Below are 15,425 nucleotides of genomic sequence, written 5' to 3'. Positions count from 1 at the left end.
AGCGCGGAGGGAGTTGCCGACAACTGAAAGCGAGGTGCCGCACGCCCGATACACTGCTGAACAGCACAGGCCGTGGCCCACGAAAGAAAACGAGCGAGCGATGCAGTTCACCTTGGCACAGATCACCGGCTTCATCGCGGTGGCCGAAAACCTTCACTTCGGACGCGCCGCTGAAGAGCTGAATATGACCCAGCCACCGTTGAGCCGGCAGATCCAGAAGCTGGAGAAATCGATCGGTGTCCACCTCTTCGAACGCAACAATCGCACCGTCACACTTACGCCGGCAGGTGAGGCCTTCCTCGCTGAGGCATACGGTCTGCTCGCCTCCGTCGAGCGTGCCCCGCGGCGAGCACAGAAGATCGCCGAGGGCTCCTGGGGTCAGATCACCATCGGGTGCACTGCGGTCTCGACGTTCGGCGTCCTCGGCAGTCTGGTCTCGACCCTGGCAGAACAGCTGCCGGGCATAAGCGTCGAGATCGCCGAGATGGTTACGGCAGAACAGATCAAGGCCTTGTCTGAGGGCAAGATCGACATCGGCCTGGGGCGAGTGGGCCGCATTCCCGAAACCATCGACGCGACCCTGGTCCTGTCTGAGCAGCTCGTACTGGCAGTCCCTTCGGACCATGCGTTCGCCGCACGTGACTCTGTGGACACAAAGGAGATCTCCGGTCAGCGACTGCTCATGCACGATGCCACGAGGGCTCGATACTTCTACGATCTCACCGTTCGCTACATCGATGTCGAAGCCAATGAGGTGGCTCATTCGCTGAGCCAGATCCTGACCATCGTCAATCTCGTCGCTGCTGGTCGCGGCATCGCCGTCGTCTCGGAATCAGCTGCTCGCCTCGGCGTCGACGGTGTCACATATGTGCCGCTCCACGACGCTCCACGCGATGTCGTCGAACTTCATGCGATCTGGAATCCGGAGTCCCGCAACCCGGCACTCAAGGAAGTCCTCGCATTGATTCGCAGAGAATTAAGATAATACCTTCTGGGCATCAATGCATATATAAATAATCTTGGACAGGAATTACTCCTCGTTCTTACAGTGGGATCACTATCCCGACTAACAAGGACGTCATTCCGTGGCCAATTACCAACCTCAAGAACTCGCCGACCACCTCAAGGACGGACTCCTCTCCTTCCCCGCGACAGCATTCAACGCAGACCTGTCCCTCGACGCCGACGCCTATTCCGACCACATCGCCTGGCAGTCGAGCTTCGACGTCACAGGACTCTTCGCCGCTGGCGGAACCGGCGAGGGATTCAGCCTCACTCCCCCGGAAGCGAAACAGGTCGTGGGCTTGGCAGTTTCAAACTCACGTACTGAAGTGCCGGTCCTTGCTTCGGCAGGGGGTGCCACTGCACACGCCGTGCAGAATGCGATCGACGCCGAGGAAGCCGGAGCAGAGGGCCTTCTGGCCCTTCCTCCCTACCTCACTGAATGCAGCCAAGACGGCCTCTTCGAGCACGTATCCGCCATCTGCAAAGCAACCAAGATCGGCGTCATCGTCTACAACCGGGCAAATGCGATCTACTCGCCCGAGACCGTTGACCGCCTCGCCGACACCCATGAGAATTTCATCGGCTTCAAGGACGCCCTCGGCGACATCGAGCAGCTGACGAAGGTCTACGCCCGCACCGGCGACCGCCTCTTCTACCTCGGCGGACTTCCGACCGCCGAAGTCTATGCGCTGCCATTGATGCAGCTCGGAATGAGCACCTACTCATCCGCCATGTTCAACTTCGCACCCGAATTCGCCCTCGACTTCTACGATGCGGTGCGCAAACAGGACCGCGCCGACGTGACAGAGAAGCTCAACTCCTTCGTCCTGCCCTACTCGAAGATCCGCGAACGAGTGGCCGGCTACGGCGTCTCCATCGTCAAGGGCGGCCTCAAAGTCATCGGCCGCGACTGCGGGCCGGTCCGGCCACCGTTGCAGAACCTCACCGAGGCAGACCTGCAGGATCTCGAACAAGTTATGTCCGCTGCCGGCATCCGGCTCGACCGCACCGCGTCCGCGGTCGCCTGAACGTTCAGTCCGCCACGAATCCGCGGCTGAGACAGCCACACCCACAGATCGGCGCCGATCGGCTTGAGCCGGTCGGCGCCGACATCGCTATCAGGAATAGAGGTCACTTATGACGACGCAGTTCACTACCGCGACGACCGACTCGGACGTCGACATATCACTTTCCGGCACATCAATTGTGGCCGGCACGAAGACGCCAGGACAGGGGGAGACCAGCCGTGCAATCAATCCGGCGACAGGTGAGACCTTAGATCCCGAATACACGCTGCTCACCGAGGAGCAGGTATCCGCAGCCATCGCCGAGGCCCACGATGCGTTCCCTTCGTACCGCGGCACTTCGCCGGAGATCCGCGCAACCTTTCTCGAGAGAATCGCAGCCAATATCGAGTCTGACGCGCGGCGCATCGTCGACCGGGCCGTTCTGGAGACCGGACTTCCTGCGGGGCGCCTGAATGGCGAGATCACCAGAACCTCCAACCAGCTGCGCCTGTTCGCATCGGTCGTTCGGCTCGGTGACGCCCACGGCGTGCGCATTGATCCCGCGCTCCCGGACCGCGCACCGCTGCCGCGCCCCGATATTCGTCAGCGCAAGGTTCCTCTGGGCCCCGTCGCTGTCTTCGGCGCGAGCAACTTTCCCCTTGCTTTCTCAACCGCAGGCGGTGACACCGCTTCCGCACTTGCTGCCGGATGCCCGGTCATCGTCAAGGCCCATAATGCCCACCCCGGGACCAACGAACTGGTCGGCGCCGCCGTCACTCGTGCCGTTCGCGACAGCGGGCTTCACCCGAGCGTCTTTTCACTCGTCTATGGGGCTGGCTCCGAGGTCGGGCAGCAGCTAGCCACGGACCGGCGAATCACGGCCGTAGGATTCACCGGTTCCAGGGCTGCCGGACTGGCATTGTCGGCCGCCACCGCGGCTCGACCCACACCGATCCCTGTCTATGCCGAGATGAGTTCAATCAATCCCGTGTTCGTCCTGCCAGGCGCCATTGTCGATGACGTCGCCGAGGTGGCCCAAGGCTTTTTCGGAGCAGTGACCGGTTCCTCCGGTCAGTTGTGCACTTCCCCTGGAATTCTCTTCGTTCCCAACGGCGACCGTGGAGATGCTCTGACGGCTCGCATTGCTGAGGAATTCAACGCGGCGAAGGGTCAAACGATGCTCACTCCCTCCATAGCCGCAGCCTGGCAGAGTGGAGTCGACCAGCTTTCAGCACAGCCGGGCGTCTCATCTCTGGCTCAGGGGGCGGATGGGGAGACGCTCAACGCGCCCGGGCCCCGCGTGTTCACGACCTCGATCCAGGACTTCGCGTCGAACAAGGAACTGCAGAATGAGATCTTCGGGTCCGCTGCCCTCGTCGTGCGCTATCACTCGACTGATGAGCTGGAGCATGTCGTAGCAGAGCTCGAAGGACAGCTGACTGCGACACTGCAGATGGGTGAACAGGACACCGAGGTGGCCGACGCGCTTGTGCGCGCGCTGGAACTCACCGTCGGACGGATCATCGTCAACGGTTGGCCGACAGGAGTCGATGTCGGCCATGCGATGATCCATGGTGGACCGTTTCCAGCGACGTCAGCTCCGCAGACCACCTCGGTGGGTGCAACTGCGATCGACAGGTTCCTCCGCCCGGTCGCCTACCAGAACGTCCCGCAGGCCATTCTTCATCCGGTCCTCCAGGACGCCAATCCTTGGGCGGTGGCCCGAGTGCTCGATGGTCGATACTCTGCAGCACAGCGTGGCGATGCCTCGGCCGCTACCGACGCAGCTGTCTCGGCGAAATCCTTCGCAGACGGCGTGCGCCACCGTCTCAATGAACTCGGATTCGACCTTCCCGAAGCCAATCCCGCCAGCTACAGCTACGAGACGGTGACCGTCGCCGGCCAGTTGGCCTTCGTGTCCGGGCAGATTGCCAAACAAGGCGGAGAAGTACCGGTCCAGGGAGTCGTCGGTGAGGATCTGAGCATAGAGGACGGAATTGCGGCAGCTCAGCTGTGCGCGGTGAATCTCATTGCCCAGCTGGAGACGAACCTCGGCCTCGACAATGTCGAGGGCATCGCCAAGCTCAACGTCTATGTGGCCAGTCCGACAGACTTCAGTAAGCACCCCGTCGTCGCTGAAGGGGCCTCCAAACTCCTTGTCGATGCTCTGGGAGACGCAGGCCGTCATGCACGCACTGCTCTGGGAGTCCCGCGTCTCCCTGCGAACTCACCGGTTGAGATCGAAGCCGTGGTCAAGCTCAAGAGTCCAGGTGAACTCCGCCCCAGCTGATCAGCTGCCAAGCTGACAGCACAAACGCAGAGCGGTCCGGTCGATTCAACGACCGGACCGCTTTCAATTCCCTGCTGACCATAAGGTAACTGCATCTCACTCTTCTGCTGGTTTCAATCTACGCAACGGGGCGGACACTCCCTTGTGGGAGTGTCCGCCCCGTTCAACCTGTAAGGAGTTGAGCGTCCTGCGTGAGACACATCGAAGTGGAGAGGTCCCGCCTCAGCGCTTGGAGAGAATATAGGTACGGTCCGACCCGATGAACCAGAGGTCCTCAGTGCCGATCGCCACATTGCCGTACCGCCACGGGATCTCCGCGGCGCCGAAGGAACCGACCTCCAAGACGTGCTTGTAGCCGGGACGCAGCTCGTTGGCGAATGACTCCTGCTTGCCCATGAGGTGCCCGACATTGCGCTTCCGGTATTCCGTGTTGAAATCCACGTCTGCACCGAGCATGCCGATCTCGATCATCCTGTCGAGGTGGGGCGCCAAGTAGTCCAATGTCCCCTGATGGACATCCTCGCACACGACTCCGGGACGCAACTGGCCGATGATTCCCTCACGGACCACGTCGAAGAAGAACTCATAGGCCTCTTTGGCACTATCGGTACGCGGAAGCGACCGTGCCATATCGGAGGTCGCCACAGTGATCCCGTCAAAGGTGATCCGCACACCGGCGTCGAGTTGGATGCACTTCGTGTCATCGTTGATCGGGAAATCGACGGGAGGTCCGGGAAACAGCATTCTGTTCGAGGAGTGCAAGTTGGTGAAGTACGGTTCGATCGCAAAAGAAATCACGTTGTCCGTGCGAAATTCGACGATCTTGTCCACATAGCGCGCGTAGATGTCGAGCTCGGTGAACTCAAGCCCCGCCGCCAACGATTCCTCCGCCCATTTCAGAGCCTCTTCGATGGCGAAGACGCTACACCTGGCAGCAACGATCTGGAACCCGAGGTCTTCGTGGTCACGAATATCGCGCCAGTGACCGAGAGCGGTCGACAACTCATTGAGGACGGCGCCTTCGGCTTCGAGTTCGAGTGCCAGACCGGTTGCGATCCACTCCTCCTCAACGCCGATCTGATTGCCATGAGCCAGTGCCACAGCTGCCGCACCAAGTCCGGCGAAGCGGCCGATCGGAGTGCCGGACACACCGTGCGCGGTCTCCGGGGCGAGAACGTAGAGTTTCTCGTCCAGCGTTGACCAAACCGCCAGTTGATCTTCGCTCTGCTGAGTTCCGACGACCTCGCTGAAGTTCGGCGGAGCGGCGATGATGACGGCGTCGAGACCGCGGTCCTTCGCCATCGACTGCAGCGCCGAATAGCGTGTGTCGGTCTGCGACTGGATCTCCTTGTCCAGTCCGTCAAGATGTTCGACGTCGTCGATGAGCCGCGTCGCAGTCTCCGCTCCGAGCTCACGCCAGCGAGAGAAGCGCTCAAGAACCGCTGCGGTGTCGATCTCATAGGCGACCACCGGAGTCGTCGGCTGCTTGTCGGCGACGACATCGAGGCTCTTCGACAACGTCGAGTAGTGCTTCATGACAACACCGGAGTCGAGACCGACCTGATCCCCTTCTGCGAGCTCCTCAACCAATGTCGAGAGTGATGCTGAGGCTGGTGTATCGGCAACAATTCGGGGATCGATCGTCACCCACGGCGCATAGAATCTCATCCGCTCCTTCGGCACCCCGGCGGACAGGGCGTTTCCCTGCTCCTGCTGGCGAACAAGCAGCACTTCACCGTCAGTCGTGTCGGCGATGATCGGTGCAACCAGAGGGCTCGAATCAAGGCGAATCGCAGAGAACAGAAGGCTCTTCTGGGCATCTAGTCCGAACGAATCTGCCAGACGCGTCTTGTCGGTTGTCAGTTTGATCATTGCGTTTCCAACTCCATATCTTCCTTGAGACGTGTTCGCCTCGTGCGGTGTGCCTTGGGCCGAAGGATCCCTGCCGGCCATCCCTGGCATGTGTTCGTCGGGCCGGACGGGCGGACCGCTCAGCTGATTCCGGCGGTGACGCCGATGTGGGATTCGATCTCCGCCACGTAGCTGGCGAAGTTCTCTGAGAATTTGTGCTCTTTCGCGCGGGGACGTTCGATGTCCACCTTGACGTCAGCGACGATCCGTCCCGGACGATCACCGACAACGACGACTCGATCTGCCAGCCATACAGCTTCAGAGATGCTGTGGGTGACGAAGAGGACACTGCAGCCCGTGCGGCGCCAGATCCTCTGGATTTCGAAGTTCATCGAATCACGCGTCATCGCGTCGAGTGCGCCGAATGGCTCATCCATGAGGAGAATTTCCGGACGTGAAACCAACGCGCGGCAGATGGCGACGCGCTGCTGCATCCCACCGCTGAGCTCGTAGGAGTACCGGGTCGCTTTCTCTCCAAGTCCGACCATGTGCAGCAGCTCCATGGCGTGGTCCTTGGATTCCGATGTGACGGCGTCACGAAATTCCAAGGGCAGGAGGACGTTGTCGAGATTATTCCGCCAGGGCAGGAGGACCGGGCTCTGGAACACCATTCCGATGTCCTTGAGAGCGGCGCTGATCTCACGTCCGCGGATGAGGATTTCGCCTTCAGAGGCTTCCTGCAGACCCGAGATCGTGTTGAGCAGAGTGGTCTTTCCGCTGCCGGACTGGCCGACGATCGAGACGAACTCCCCCGGGTTGACATGGAAGTCCAGTCCCTTGAGGACGACGTTCTCCTGCCCGTCTCGCGAGGTGTAGGTCTTGCCGACGTTGTTAACTGAGATCGCATAGTCAGTGGTCATGGTCGTACTCCATTCACTTTGTGGGTGCCGCAACGTCTTCGTCATGGCGAATCGGGTCGATGTAGTCGTTCGTATAGATGTCATCGACGGTGAGGGCGGTCGAATTCTCGAGACCGAGGAAGTCAGTGGCCACGCTCAGCATCTGCCCAACTCCATCGTCGGTCATCACACCGAACTGGTCGTCTGACTTTCCGGTGGCCCAGTTCAACTCGCATTGCGACTTGAGCGCATAGGTCACGGTCTCCGGTTCGTACCCTTGAACTTCCTTCGTGAAGTCCTCTGCAGTCTGATCCGGGTGGTCGCAGGCCCAGAGAAAGCCCTTCTGCATCGCGCGGTTGAAGCGCTCAACACGCTCGGGATCATTCTTCAGGGCCTCATCCGAGACCACGATGCCATTGCCGTAGAGGTCGATGCCGACGTCAGACCATTTGAGGATGTTCGCCTTCTCACCGAGCGCCATCAGCGCCGGCTCGTCGGAGACGTAGAGCGCGAGGTTCGCATCCCAGCGGTCGGCCAGCAGACCTGGAATCTTCGATTCGCCGGTGGCGTGGACGACGTTGACGTCATCCTGTTTGAGGCCACTGCGTTCGAGCGCGAGCGGCCACATAGCCGTCATGGCACCGGCACCCTCAGTCGCCACCGTCTTGCCCTTCATGTCCTCCCAGGTTTTGATACCCGAACTCTCGAGTGCGATAGTCGCGTACGCTGATCGGGCCTGAAGCAGATTCACCTGCTTAACGTGAGCTCCTTTGCCCTGGCTGAGGATGGTCGCGCCGAAATCGGCCCATCCGGCATCGACTCTCCCGGTTTCGACGGAAGTCACGGTGTTCGTTGAGCCGGAACCCGGCATCAGCGAGACGTCGAATCCTTCCTCTTCAAAGAACCCCTCGGCCTCAGCTGCGAAGAACGGTGCGTGCTTCGGCAGATAGGCGACGTCGACCATGAGGTTGAAGTCATCGAGTCCGTCCTTTGGCGTGCATCCTGTCAGAGTGACCACAGACAGCAGGAGCGGCGCAACTAGCAGTTTCTTCAAGATGTGCATGGTTCCGCCTCTCACTTCGTGTAGTTCTTCCACGGCAGCAGCTTCTTCGAGATGAGGTCGATGATGAAGAAGAGAAGCAATGCGATCGCCGCAAGCACGATGAATGCTGCGAACATCGAGGGGAGGTCGACCTGAGAGTTCGCGAGAAGAATGACGTATCCGAGTCCCTTGGACCCGGCGATGAACTCACCGACCACGGCACCGCCGACAGCCAGCGAGATCGAGATCTTAGCTCCCGTGAAGATCGAAGGAAGCGCATAGATGAAATCGATCTTCATCATCTTCTTCAGCTTCGAGGCACGGTTGATGCGTGCAAGGTCCTGCAACTCGTGCGGCACAGAGTTGAGCCCGTCGAATGTGTTGATGACGAGCGGGAAGAATGCGATGGCCATTGCCACGAAAGCCTTCGACTCGAAGCCGAAGCCGAACCAGACGATGAACAGCGGCGCCAGAGCGACCTTCGGAATCGTGTCGATGGCGATGAGCGCCGGATAGAGGAAGGGACGAAGGAAGGAAGCGTAATAGAGGAGTGCTCCACACAGAACGCCCAATGCTGTGCCGAGCGCAAAGCCTGCGAGGCCTTCCTGCAGGGTAGTGAGAGCGTTGACCGCGAAGTATCCCGGGTTCGTGAACAATTCTTCGAACGCCGAAATCGGACCGACAAGCAGATACTTCGGGAAGTCGAAGATGAAGACTGCTAGCTCCCAGATCGCGAACAATCCGACGAGCCCGACAACAGCTTTGATTCCCGCTGTGAATGACTCAGGTTTGAGCCTAGATGCAGTCGGCGGAGCTGCCGGCGCAGGGCCGGGCTCCACAGGTCGAACTGCATCGGTATCGATGCGTGGTGCTGTTGTCATTGGCGATCCCTCCATTGGGTTCTGGTCCATGAGCAGGTGTGACATTGCATTTGTGACGTGGAACAACTGTGATGCGTTCCAGTATTCGCGACTCAACGATGCCTGTCCAAGATTGTTTTCGCATGTTTCGATACCCTGAAGGAATTGCATCAATGAGTTTGTCCAGGCAGGAAAAACTCAAGAGTTGAATTGAGAAACGCCAGGATACTCGGACTTCCCAAGAACATCCTGGCGCACCATGGCAACTTCGCGCGCAACGCTGACCCACCCACCGACTCGAACTACCTGACGTCGGCCCAGCTACCTCGCGAGAGGTTGCTGGGCCGCCGTCGGGTAGCAATTAGGAGCGGGCTGCGCCCAGATCCTCGCGGAAGGCTCGGCCCGCCGCACCCAAATCACCACATGAGGTGATGAAACGGAAGCCCTGTTCCTTGCGCAGCTTCGCCTCCTCGCCGTTTCCGCAGTGGATTCCCGGGACCACTCCGGCAGCGTCGGCGGCCGTGCGGATCCGCACGAGCGCCTCGGCGTGGGCCTCGTTCGGCTGGCCGGGCAGTGCGCCGACGGCGAACGCGAGGTCGGCCGGACCGACATAGACTCCGTCGATTCCCGGCACGGCGCAGATGTCCTCGACCGCGGCCAGGCCCTCCTCGTTCTCGATCATGACGAACAGCAGAGGCCTCTCATCCCGAGTCTCCTGCACGGCGTCGTGCATGATCTCGTACGTCGGCCCCCACGAACGATCCCCGCCCCGCGAGGGATAGTCGAGCGCAGCCACGGAGGCCTGCGCCTCGTCGACCGAGGAAACGAGCGGGACGATGATCGCCTCGACTCCGGCGTCGGCGAGCGCCCCGATCTCCGTGAATCGGTTCGCCGCGACCCGCGCCGTCACGAGCGCGTCCCCGCTGGCACGCACCGCATCGGTCAGCCGCAGCACGTCGGTCGGCCGCACCAGCCCGTGCTGCAGATCGAGGCAGACATAGTCGAACCCGGCCGCCGCCCCGATCTTCGCCAGCTCCGGACTCGTCGACATCATCCACAGTCCGTTGTAGATCTCGCCCGCGCGCAGGCGGGCCCGATGATTCTCAATCGCAGCAGTCATGACTGCATCGAATCACGGAACCCCGCCCGGCCACCAGAGGTGCCCGATATCCGGATGAACCTCGCCGAGGCGGCCCACCCTTACGAACGATTCATCGATTCCTTCGCCGAGGCGGCCCCGACCATCCGTACTAGGGATCCTCCCGCACGGAACGTCGTCCCACCTCGGCGAGGGGAATCATTCGGCGGGGCTGTCTTCGAGGAGGGGGCCGATGACTCGGTGGCGGACGATGACGAACGGGGCGCTGGACCCGACCTCGATGAGTTCGAGGTCGAGGCGGCGCGGCAACAGTGAACGTCCCTTGCCGAGAACCACCGGTGCGGTCCAGGTGATGATCTCGTCGAGGAGTCCCTCGTCGGCGAACTGCCCGGCGAGGTCGCCGCCGCCCATCACCCACAGGTCGTGATCGCCCGTGGCGGTGCACATTTCGAAGTAATGGTCGGCGACCGAGCCCTTCGCGAACCGGATGTCGGGGGCCTTTCCGTCCTTCCCGGCCTCGGGCAGGGAGAGTTTGCGATGGGTCATCACCCAGGCGGGAACCTCGTAGGGCCACGGGCCATCGAGGTTGCGCAGCACCCATTCGTACGTCGTGGCCCCCATGACGATCGCTCCGACGCCGTCGATGAACCCGTCATCCGGTGGCTCTTCGGTCTGGCGCAGCAGCCATTCGAGCGAATCATTCGGGTCCGCGATGAACCCGTCGAGCGTGGTCGCGGTGTAGTAGACGGTACGTGCCACAGGCAGTCTCCTCCTAGTTGCGTCTGTCTTTCATCCTATTGCGACAAGGCTCTCTCACAGCAGATCGGCGTCGATTCCGTCAGAAGACAGAACCGACGCCGATCGATGTGACGGCATCCCGCCGCCCCTACACCTCCTGAGTCCGCAGCGCCTCGGCGATGTACTCGGCCTGCCGGATCGCCAGCGCCACGATCGTCAGGGTCGGGTTCGCCGCGGCACCGGTGGTGAACACCGAACCGTCGGAGATGAAGAGGTTCTTCACGTCGTGGGTCCGGCCCCACTTGTCGACGACCCCGTCTTCGGGACGTTCGCTCATCCGTGCGGTGCCGAGGTTGTGCGTCGACGGATAGGGCGGAGTGTGGTGGGAAGTCTGCGCTCCGACCGCCTCGTAGACTCTCTGACCTGCGGCGTAGGCGTGTTCGCGCATCGCCAGGTCATTGGCGTGGTCGTCATAGTGGACGTTCGGCACGGGCAGACCATTCGTGTCCTTGACCGTCGTATTCAGCGTCACCCGGTTACTCTCCTGCGGCATGTCCTCGCCGACGATCCACATTCCCGCGGTGTTGAGGTACCGGTCGAGCAGCGCCGCGAAGTCCGGTCCCCATCCGCCGGGCTCGACGAAGGAGGCCATGAATCCCGGCCCCAGCGAGATCGTCTCCATGTAGTAGCCGCCGGAGAATCCGCGGTCGGGATCATGGATCGACTCGTCGGCGATGACTCCGGCCATCGTCTCCCCGCGATACATGCGCACGGGTTTGTCGAAGTGTCCCCACACGGTGCCGGTCAGGTGGCGCATATAGTTCCGGCCCACGTGTCCGGAGGAGTTCGCCAACCCGTCGGGGAAGGACGGTGTGCCGGAGAGGAGGAGCAGCCTCGGCGTCTCGATCGAATTGCCTGCCACGCACACGATCTTCGCGGCCTGACGGTGGAGGTTCCCGTCCTTGTCGAGGTAGAGCACGGCATCCGCCCGGCCAGCCGCATCGTGGGTGATCTGCACGGCCTGGGACTCGGGCCGCAGATCGAGCAGCCCGGTGTCCGCCGCCCGCGGCAGCTCTCTGACCAGGGTCGACCATTTGGATCTGTTCTTATCGCCCTGGAAGTTGAAGCCGTCCTGGATGGAGGCGGGGCGGCCGTCGTACTCTTCGGCGTTCGTGGCGTACGGACCAGTGGCATAGAACTTGTAGCCGACCTCCTTCGCCCCTCCCGCGAAGACCTTGTAGTTGTTGTTCGCCGGCAGCGGCTTCCGGCCGTGGACATGGGTCGAGCCCATCGCCTTCTCGGCCCGGTCGTAGTACGGGGCCATCTCCTCGAGCGTGATCGGCCAATCGAGGAGGTTGGCGCCGTCGATGCGGCCGTAGACGCTGCGGGCCTTGAATTCGTGGTTCTTGAAACGCGGGGTCGCACCCGACCAGTGGGTCGTCGTTCCGCCCACGGCCTTGACGATCCAGGCCGGCAGATTCGGGAAGTCGCGGGCAATCCGCCACGATCCCGTCGTCGTCCTGGGATCGAGCCAGGCCATCTGGTTGAACGCTTCCCATTCGTTGTTGACGTAGTCCTCGTTGCGCAGATACGGCCCGGCTTCGAGCACGACGACGGGAATGCCCTTCGCGGTGAGCTCGTAGGCCAGGGTTCCCCCGCCGGCGCCGGAGCCGACGATGACGACGGCCTCCTCGTCCGGGTCGATGCTGTATCCGGTCACACTGCGTCCAGCCTCGGCGCTGGCACCGCGTCCTGTATTCTCGGCAGCCATCACTTCTTCACCTCACCCATCTCGACGCTCTGCGGCGCGGGCTGATTGGTCGATTCGTCACCGGCAAAACCGCCGCTGCGGGCACCCATAACACCGTCACCGAGCTCCGGAATCGGTTCGTCCTCGGGATAGACGATGCGCGGTTCGGGCAGCCAGTCGAGGTCGTCGAACCCGCGGTTGATGTAGCCGCCTTTGTCGAACGACGGTCCCTCGTAGCCGAGCGTTTCCCACACCTCGACATCGTCATAGAGGTTGAGCACGGCGGTGCGGCGGACGAAGCCGAAGAACTCGGTGGACTCGACTCGGCGCAGCACCTTGAGGGCGGAATCATCATCGAGTCCGCAGAAGTTCCCATCGGAGAGCTGATCCAACGACAGAAGGCCCTGGATGAGGGCGACCCGGAACCACGTCTCTTCGTCGGCGGCGATGAGGATCTTCTCCGCGGTGCGCACATACGGTCCGTCGGGGAAGTCTGCGTGCGGAAACGCCACGCGCAGCACGCGGATGAGGGTCTGCTTCGCCTCGTCCGTCATCTCCATCGCATTCAGCGATGGGTATTTTGCAGGGAATGCCATCGGATGCTCCTTTGCTCCACTCGGCAGGCGGCATCGACGCACGCCCGCCACTGTCCTGACATGAGCAATCTATGTGACCCGCGACACCATGGACTATCCTCATTCTCACCACATGAAAAAGTCGACCGCCGAGGCGATCGCACAGTCAGGAGACCGCGTGTCCAACAGTGCCGTGATCCAACGAACCTTCTCCGTCCTGGAGGCCGTCGCCGCCTCGGGCTGTGCCGCCGCAAAGACAGTGGCCACCCGCCTCGAGATCCCTCTGCCCACCGTCTATCGGCTCCTCAACGAGCTCGCCGATTCCGGGTATCTCGTCTACCTCAAGGACACCAAACGCTTCGAGCTCGGTCCCAAATGCTTCGAACTCGGGCTGTCGTTCCAGCAGCGCCTCGTCGCTCCGCATCCGATCCGGCAGATCACCGATCAGCTCCACAGGTCGCTGGGCACCGCCGCCTACTTTGCGATCTACCGCGGTTCGGACATCATCCTCACCTACTGCTCCGACTGCGAGAAGCACCCGCGACTGCGGCCTCTGCGCTTCGGTTTCCACGAGGCCGCGCACGCCACCGCTTTCGGCAAGATCCTCCTGGCCGGAATGCCCGAACCGCAGCGCACCGATTATCTCGAGGCGCGCGGAATGCAGGTGCTCACCCCGCAGACGATGATCAGCCGGGAGGCCCTCGACCCCCACCTTGCCGAGGTGGCCACCCGCGGAATCGCATGGGAGCACGAGGAGTTCCTGCCCCGTCAGACCTGCGCGGCCGTGCCGGTGCACAATGGCACGGGAATGCAGGTCGGGGCGATGGCGATCAGCACGCCTTCATCGAAGATGACGGGCCGGGCGAAGCAGCTCGAGTCGACCCTGCGTGAGCATGCTGGCTTGGCGTCGAGCTATCTGCGCGGCGGTTCCGTCACCGTCCCCGTCGTCGAACATGCTTAAACCCCAGCTTTATCGCCACATGAGAAGAGCCGTGTCCTCCGGCTGCCGACTCTGCTGAGAATGATCGTGTTCGCTCACAGTTGAGAACTCAAGGAGGAGAAATGGGCACGAGCAACAGCGTCGCAGTGGTGACGGGGTCGGCACAGGGAATCGGTCAGGGCATCGCCCAGCGGCTCGGTGCCGATGGCCATCATGTCATCGTCGCGGACCTGCCGAGCATGCAGGATGGGGTGGCGGAGACCGTCACAACGATCGAAAGTGCAGGTGGGAGGGCCACCGGTGCCGAGGTAAACGTCACGGACGAGGATTCACTGAGCCGCCTCGTCGAGGTTGCCGTCGATGCGGGAGGAAAACTCGACGTCTTCGTCGCGAACGCCGGAATCGCTCAGGTCGAGCCGCTCATCGACTATTCGAAGGCCGACTTCGAGAAGATCGTCGACGTCAATCTCACCGGCGTCTTCCTGTCGTATCAGGCTGCGGCGAAGCAGATGATCGAGCAGGGCAACGGCGGCAAGATCATCGGCGCCGCCTCGATCGTCGCGTTCCGTCCCTTCGCGCTGCTGTCACCGTATTCGGCGACGAAATGGGCGGTGCGCGGACTGACCCAGGGCGCGGCGATGGAGTGGGCCAAGCACGGCATCACCGTCAACGCCTACGGGCCCGGCATCGTCGGCACCGCGATGTGGGATCTCATCGATGAGAAACTCGCCGCCGAGGAGGGGTTGGCGAAAGGTGAGGCGATCAAGAAATATGCTGGTGACATCCTCATGGGCCGGGTGTCCGTGCCCGAGGACGTCGCGAACCTCGTGTCGTTCCTCGCCAGCGAGGACTCCGATTACATCACCGGACAGACCATGCTCGTCGACGGCGGAATGCAGTTCTCGTAACGTTGTCGCTGAGAGCAGAAACCGACACCGCCACACCCACATCTCCACCCGAGAGAACAACCACAGAGAGAAGGAGGAAGACATGATCTTCATCGTCGTAAAGTTCCCCGTCAAACCCGAAATGGCCGAACAGTGGCCCGAACTGACCCGCGAGTTCACTGAGGCGACCCGTGCCGAACCGGGCAACAAATGGTTCGAATGGTCGCGCAGCCTCGACAACCCGAACGAGTACGTCCTCGTCGAAGTCTTCGACGACGATGCCGCCGAAGCGCATGTGAAGTCCGACCATTTCCAGGCCGCGACCGCCGCGGGCGGGCCGATGCACTCCGCACTGGCAGCGACCCCGAAGATCATCTCCCGTCAGATCGACGGTGATGGTTGGGACGCGATGGGCGAGCTGCAGATCGACTGATCCCCACCGAGGCGCCCGCCCCCTACCGGGGCGCCCTCATTCGCCGAGG

14 protein-coding genes are annotated in these 15,425 nt (G+C 61.9%); 6 read left to right on the top strand and 8 right to left on the bottom strand.

Annotation, left to right across the window (positions count from 1 at the left end):
* Positions 1-100 precede the first annotated feature (100 nt).
* From ACSBQT_RS02390 to ACSBQT_RS02380, 3 genes are all read left to right on the top strand, one after another.
* Positions 101-985, top strand: coding sequence for a LysR family transcriptional regulator (locus ACSBQT_RS02390; protein ID WP_410709537.1), 885 nt, complete (start codon positions 101-103; stop codon positions 983-985).
* Between the two features lie 100 nt (positions 986-1,085).
* Positions 1,086-2,033: a 5-dehydro-4-deoxyglucarate dehydratase gene (gene kdgD / locus ACSBQT_RS02385; RefSeq protein WP_410709536.1), complete on the top strand. Its 948-nt coding sequence runs from the start codon at positions 1,086-1,088 to the stop codon at positions 2,031-2,033.
* Between the two features lie 109 nt (positions 2,034-2,142).
* Entirely contained in the window at positions 2,143-4,302 is a 2,160-nt protein-coding gene (locus ACSBQT_RS02380; protein ID WP_410709535.1) for an aldehyde dehydrogenase family protein, read from the top strand.
* Positions 4,303-4,524: 222 nt separating this feature from the next.
* On the opposite strand, the gene ACSBQT_RS02375 is transcribed toward ACSBQT_RS02380, so the two are convergent.
* The 8 genes from ACSBQT_RS02375 to ACSBQT_RS02340 form a co-directional block, all read right to left on the bottom strand.
* Complete coding sequence (locus ACSBQT_RS02375; RefSeq protein WP_410709534.1) at positions 4,525-6,174, bottom strand: M24 family metallopeptidase; 1,650 nt, start codon at positions 6,172-6,174, stop codon at positions 4,525-4,527.
* 119 nt (positions 6,175-6,293) lie between these two features.
* The gene (locus tag ACSBQT_RS02370) at positions 6,294-7,073 is read right to left on the bottom strand and encodes an ABC transporter ATP-binding protein (protein ID WP_139467842.1); all 780 of its coding nucleotides are present in this window, start codon (positions 7,071-7,073) and stop codon (positions 6,294-6,296) included.
* A gap of 13 nt (positions 7,074-7,086) precedes the next feature.
* A complete protein-coding gene (locus ACSBQT_RS02365) occupies positions 7,087-8,115 on the bottom strand; it encodes an ABC transporter substrate-binding protein (protein WP_410709533.1) in 1,029 nt (342 codons plus the stop codon).
* Between the two features lie 11 nt (positions 8,116-8,126).
* Positions 8,127-8,975 (bottom strand): ABC transporter permease, encoded by an 849-nt coding sequence (locus ACSBQT_RS02360; RefSeq protein WP_181271054.1) that lies wholly within the window; start codon positions 8,973-8,975, stop codon positions 8,127-8,129.
* Between the two features lie 340 nt (positions 8,976-9,315).
* A complete protein-coding gene (locus ACSBQT_RS02355; protein WP_410709532.1) occupies positions 9,316-10,074 on the bottom strand; it encodes an HpcH/HpaI aldolase family protein in 759 nt (252 codons plus the stop codon).
* A 177-nt stretch (positions 10,075-10,251) separates the two neighbouring features.
* Positions 10,252-10,812 carry a dihydrofolate reductase family protein gene (locus ACSBQT_RS02350; protein WP_410709531.1) on the bottom strand — a complete coding sequence of 187 codons (561 nt, stop codon included), beginning with the start codon at positions 10,810-10,812 and terminating at the stop codon, positions 10,252-10,254.
* 127 nt (positions 10,813-10,939) lie between these two features.
* Positions 10,940-12,562: a GMC family oxidoreductase gene (locus ACSBQT_RS02345; RefSeq protein WP_410709530.1), complete on the bottom strand. Its 1,623-nt coding sequence runs from the start codon at positions 12,560-12,562 to the stop codon at positions 10,940-10,942.
* Positions 12,562-13,137, bottom strand: a complete 576-nt coding sequence (locus ACSBQT_RS02340; protein WP_410709529.1) for a hypothetical protein — start codon at positions 13,135-13,137, stop codon at positions 12,562-12,564. Before ACSBQT_RS02340 ends, ACSBQT_RS02345 begins: the two co-directional genes overlap by 1 nt.
* A 112-nt stretch (positions 13,138-13,249) precedes the next feature.
* Here ACSBQT_RS02340 and ACSBQT_RS02335 point away from each other — a divergent pair, with 112 nt between their 5' ends.
* The 3 genes from ACSBQT_RS02335 to ACSBQT_RS02325 all read left to right on the top strand — a co-directional run bounded on the left by ACSBQT_RS02335 (position 13,250) and on the right by ACSBQT_RS02325 (position 15,376).
* Entirely contained in the window at positions 13,250-14,077 is an 828-nt protein-coding gene (locus ACSBQT_RS02335; protein WP_410709528.1) for an IclR family transcriptional regulator, read from the top strand.
* Positions 14,078-14,178: 101 nt separating this feature from the next.
* A complete protein-coding gene (locus tag ACSBQT_RS02330) occupies positions 14,179-14,964 on the top strand; it encodes an SDR family oxidoreductase (RefSeq protein WP_410709527.1) in 786 nt (261 codons plus the stop codon).
* Between the two features lie 82 nt (positions 14,965-15,046).
* The gene (locus tag ACSBQT_RS02325) at positions 15,047-15,376 is read left to right on the top strand and encodes a putative quinol monooxygenase (RefSeq protein ID WP_410709526.1); all 330 of its coding nucleotides are present in this window, start codon (positions 15,047-15,049) and stop codon (positions 15,374-15,376) included.
* Positions 15,377-15,425 lie beyond the last annotated feature (49 nt).

The organism is Brevibacterium sp. H602 (assembly GCF_051172395.1).
In the GTDB taxonomy this organism is placed as follows: Bacteria; Actinomycetota; Actinomycetes; order Actinomycetales; family Brevibacteriaceae; genus Brevibacterium.
The sequence above is the reverse complement of the archived record's forward strand: the minus strand, read 5'-3'. Positions and strand labels throughout refer to the sequence as shown.

Coding starts and splice junctions, on each gene's coding strand:
- ACSBQT_RS02390 (WP_410709537.1), top strand. CDS start 101: ATGCAGTTCACCTTGGCACAGATCACCGGCTTCATCGCGGTGGCCGAA.
- ACSBQT_RS02380 (WP_410709535.1), top strand. CDS start 2,143: ATGACGACGCAGTTCACTACCGCGACGACCGACTCGGACGTCGACATA.
- ACSBQT_RS02375 (WP_410709534.1), bottom strand. CDS start 6,174: ATGATCAAACTGACAACCGACAAGACGCGTCTGGCAGATTCGTTCGGA.
- ACSBQT_RS02370 (WP_139467842.1), bottom strand. CDS start 7,073: ATGACCACTGACTATGCGATCTCAGTTAACAACGTCGGCAAGACCTAC.
- ACSBQT_RS02365 (WP_410709533.1), bottom strand. CDS start 8,115: ATGCACATCTTGAAGAAACTGCTAGTTGCGCCGCTCCTGCTGTCTGTG.
- ACSBQT_RS02360 (WP_181271054.1), bottom strand. CDS start 8,975: ATGACAACAGCACCACGCATCGATACCGATGCAGTTCGACCTGTGGAG.
- ACSBQT_RS02355 (WP_410709532.1), bottom strand. CDS start 10,074: ATGACTGCTGCGATTGAGAATCATCGGGCCCGCCTGCGCGCGGGCGAG.
- ACSBQT_RS02345 (WP_410709530.1), bottom strand. CDS start 12,562: ATGGCTGCCGAGAATACAGGACGCGGTGCCAGCGCCGAGGCTGGACGC.
- ACSBQT_RS02340 (WP_410709529.1), bottom strand. CDS start 13,137: ATGGCATTCCCTGCAAAATACCCATCGCTGAATGCGATGGAGATGACG.
- ACSBQT_RS02335 (WP_410709528.1), top strand. CDS start 13,250: ATGAAAAAGTCGACCGCCGAGGCGATCGCACAGTCAGGAGACCGCGTG.
- ACSBQT_RS02330 (WP_410709527.1), top strand. CDS start 14,179: ATGGGCACGAGCAACAGCGTCGCAGTGGTGACGGGGTCGGCACAGGGA.
- ACSBQT_RS02325 (WP_410709526.1), top strand. CDS start 15,047: ATGATCTTCATCGTCGTAAAGTTCCCCGTCAAACCCGAAATGGCCGAA.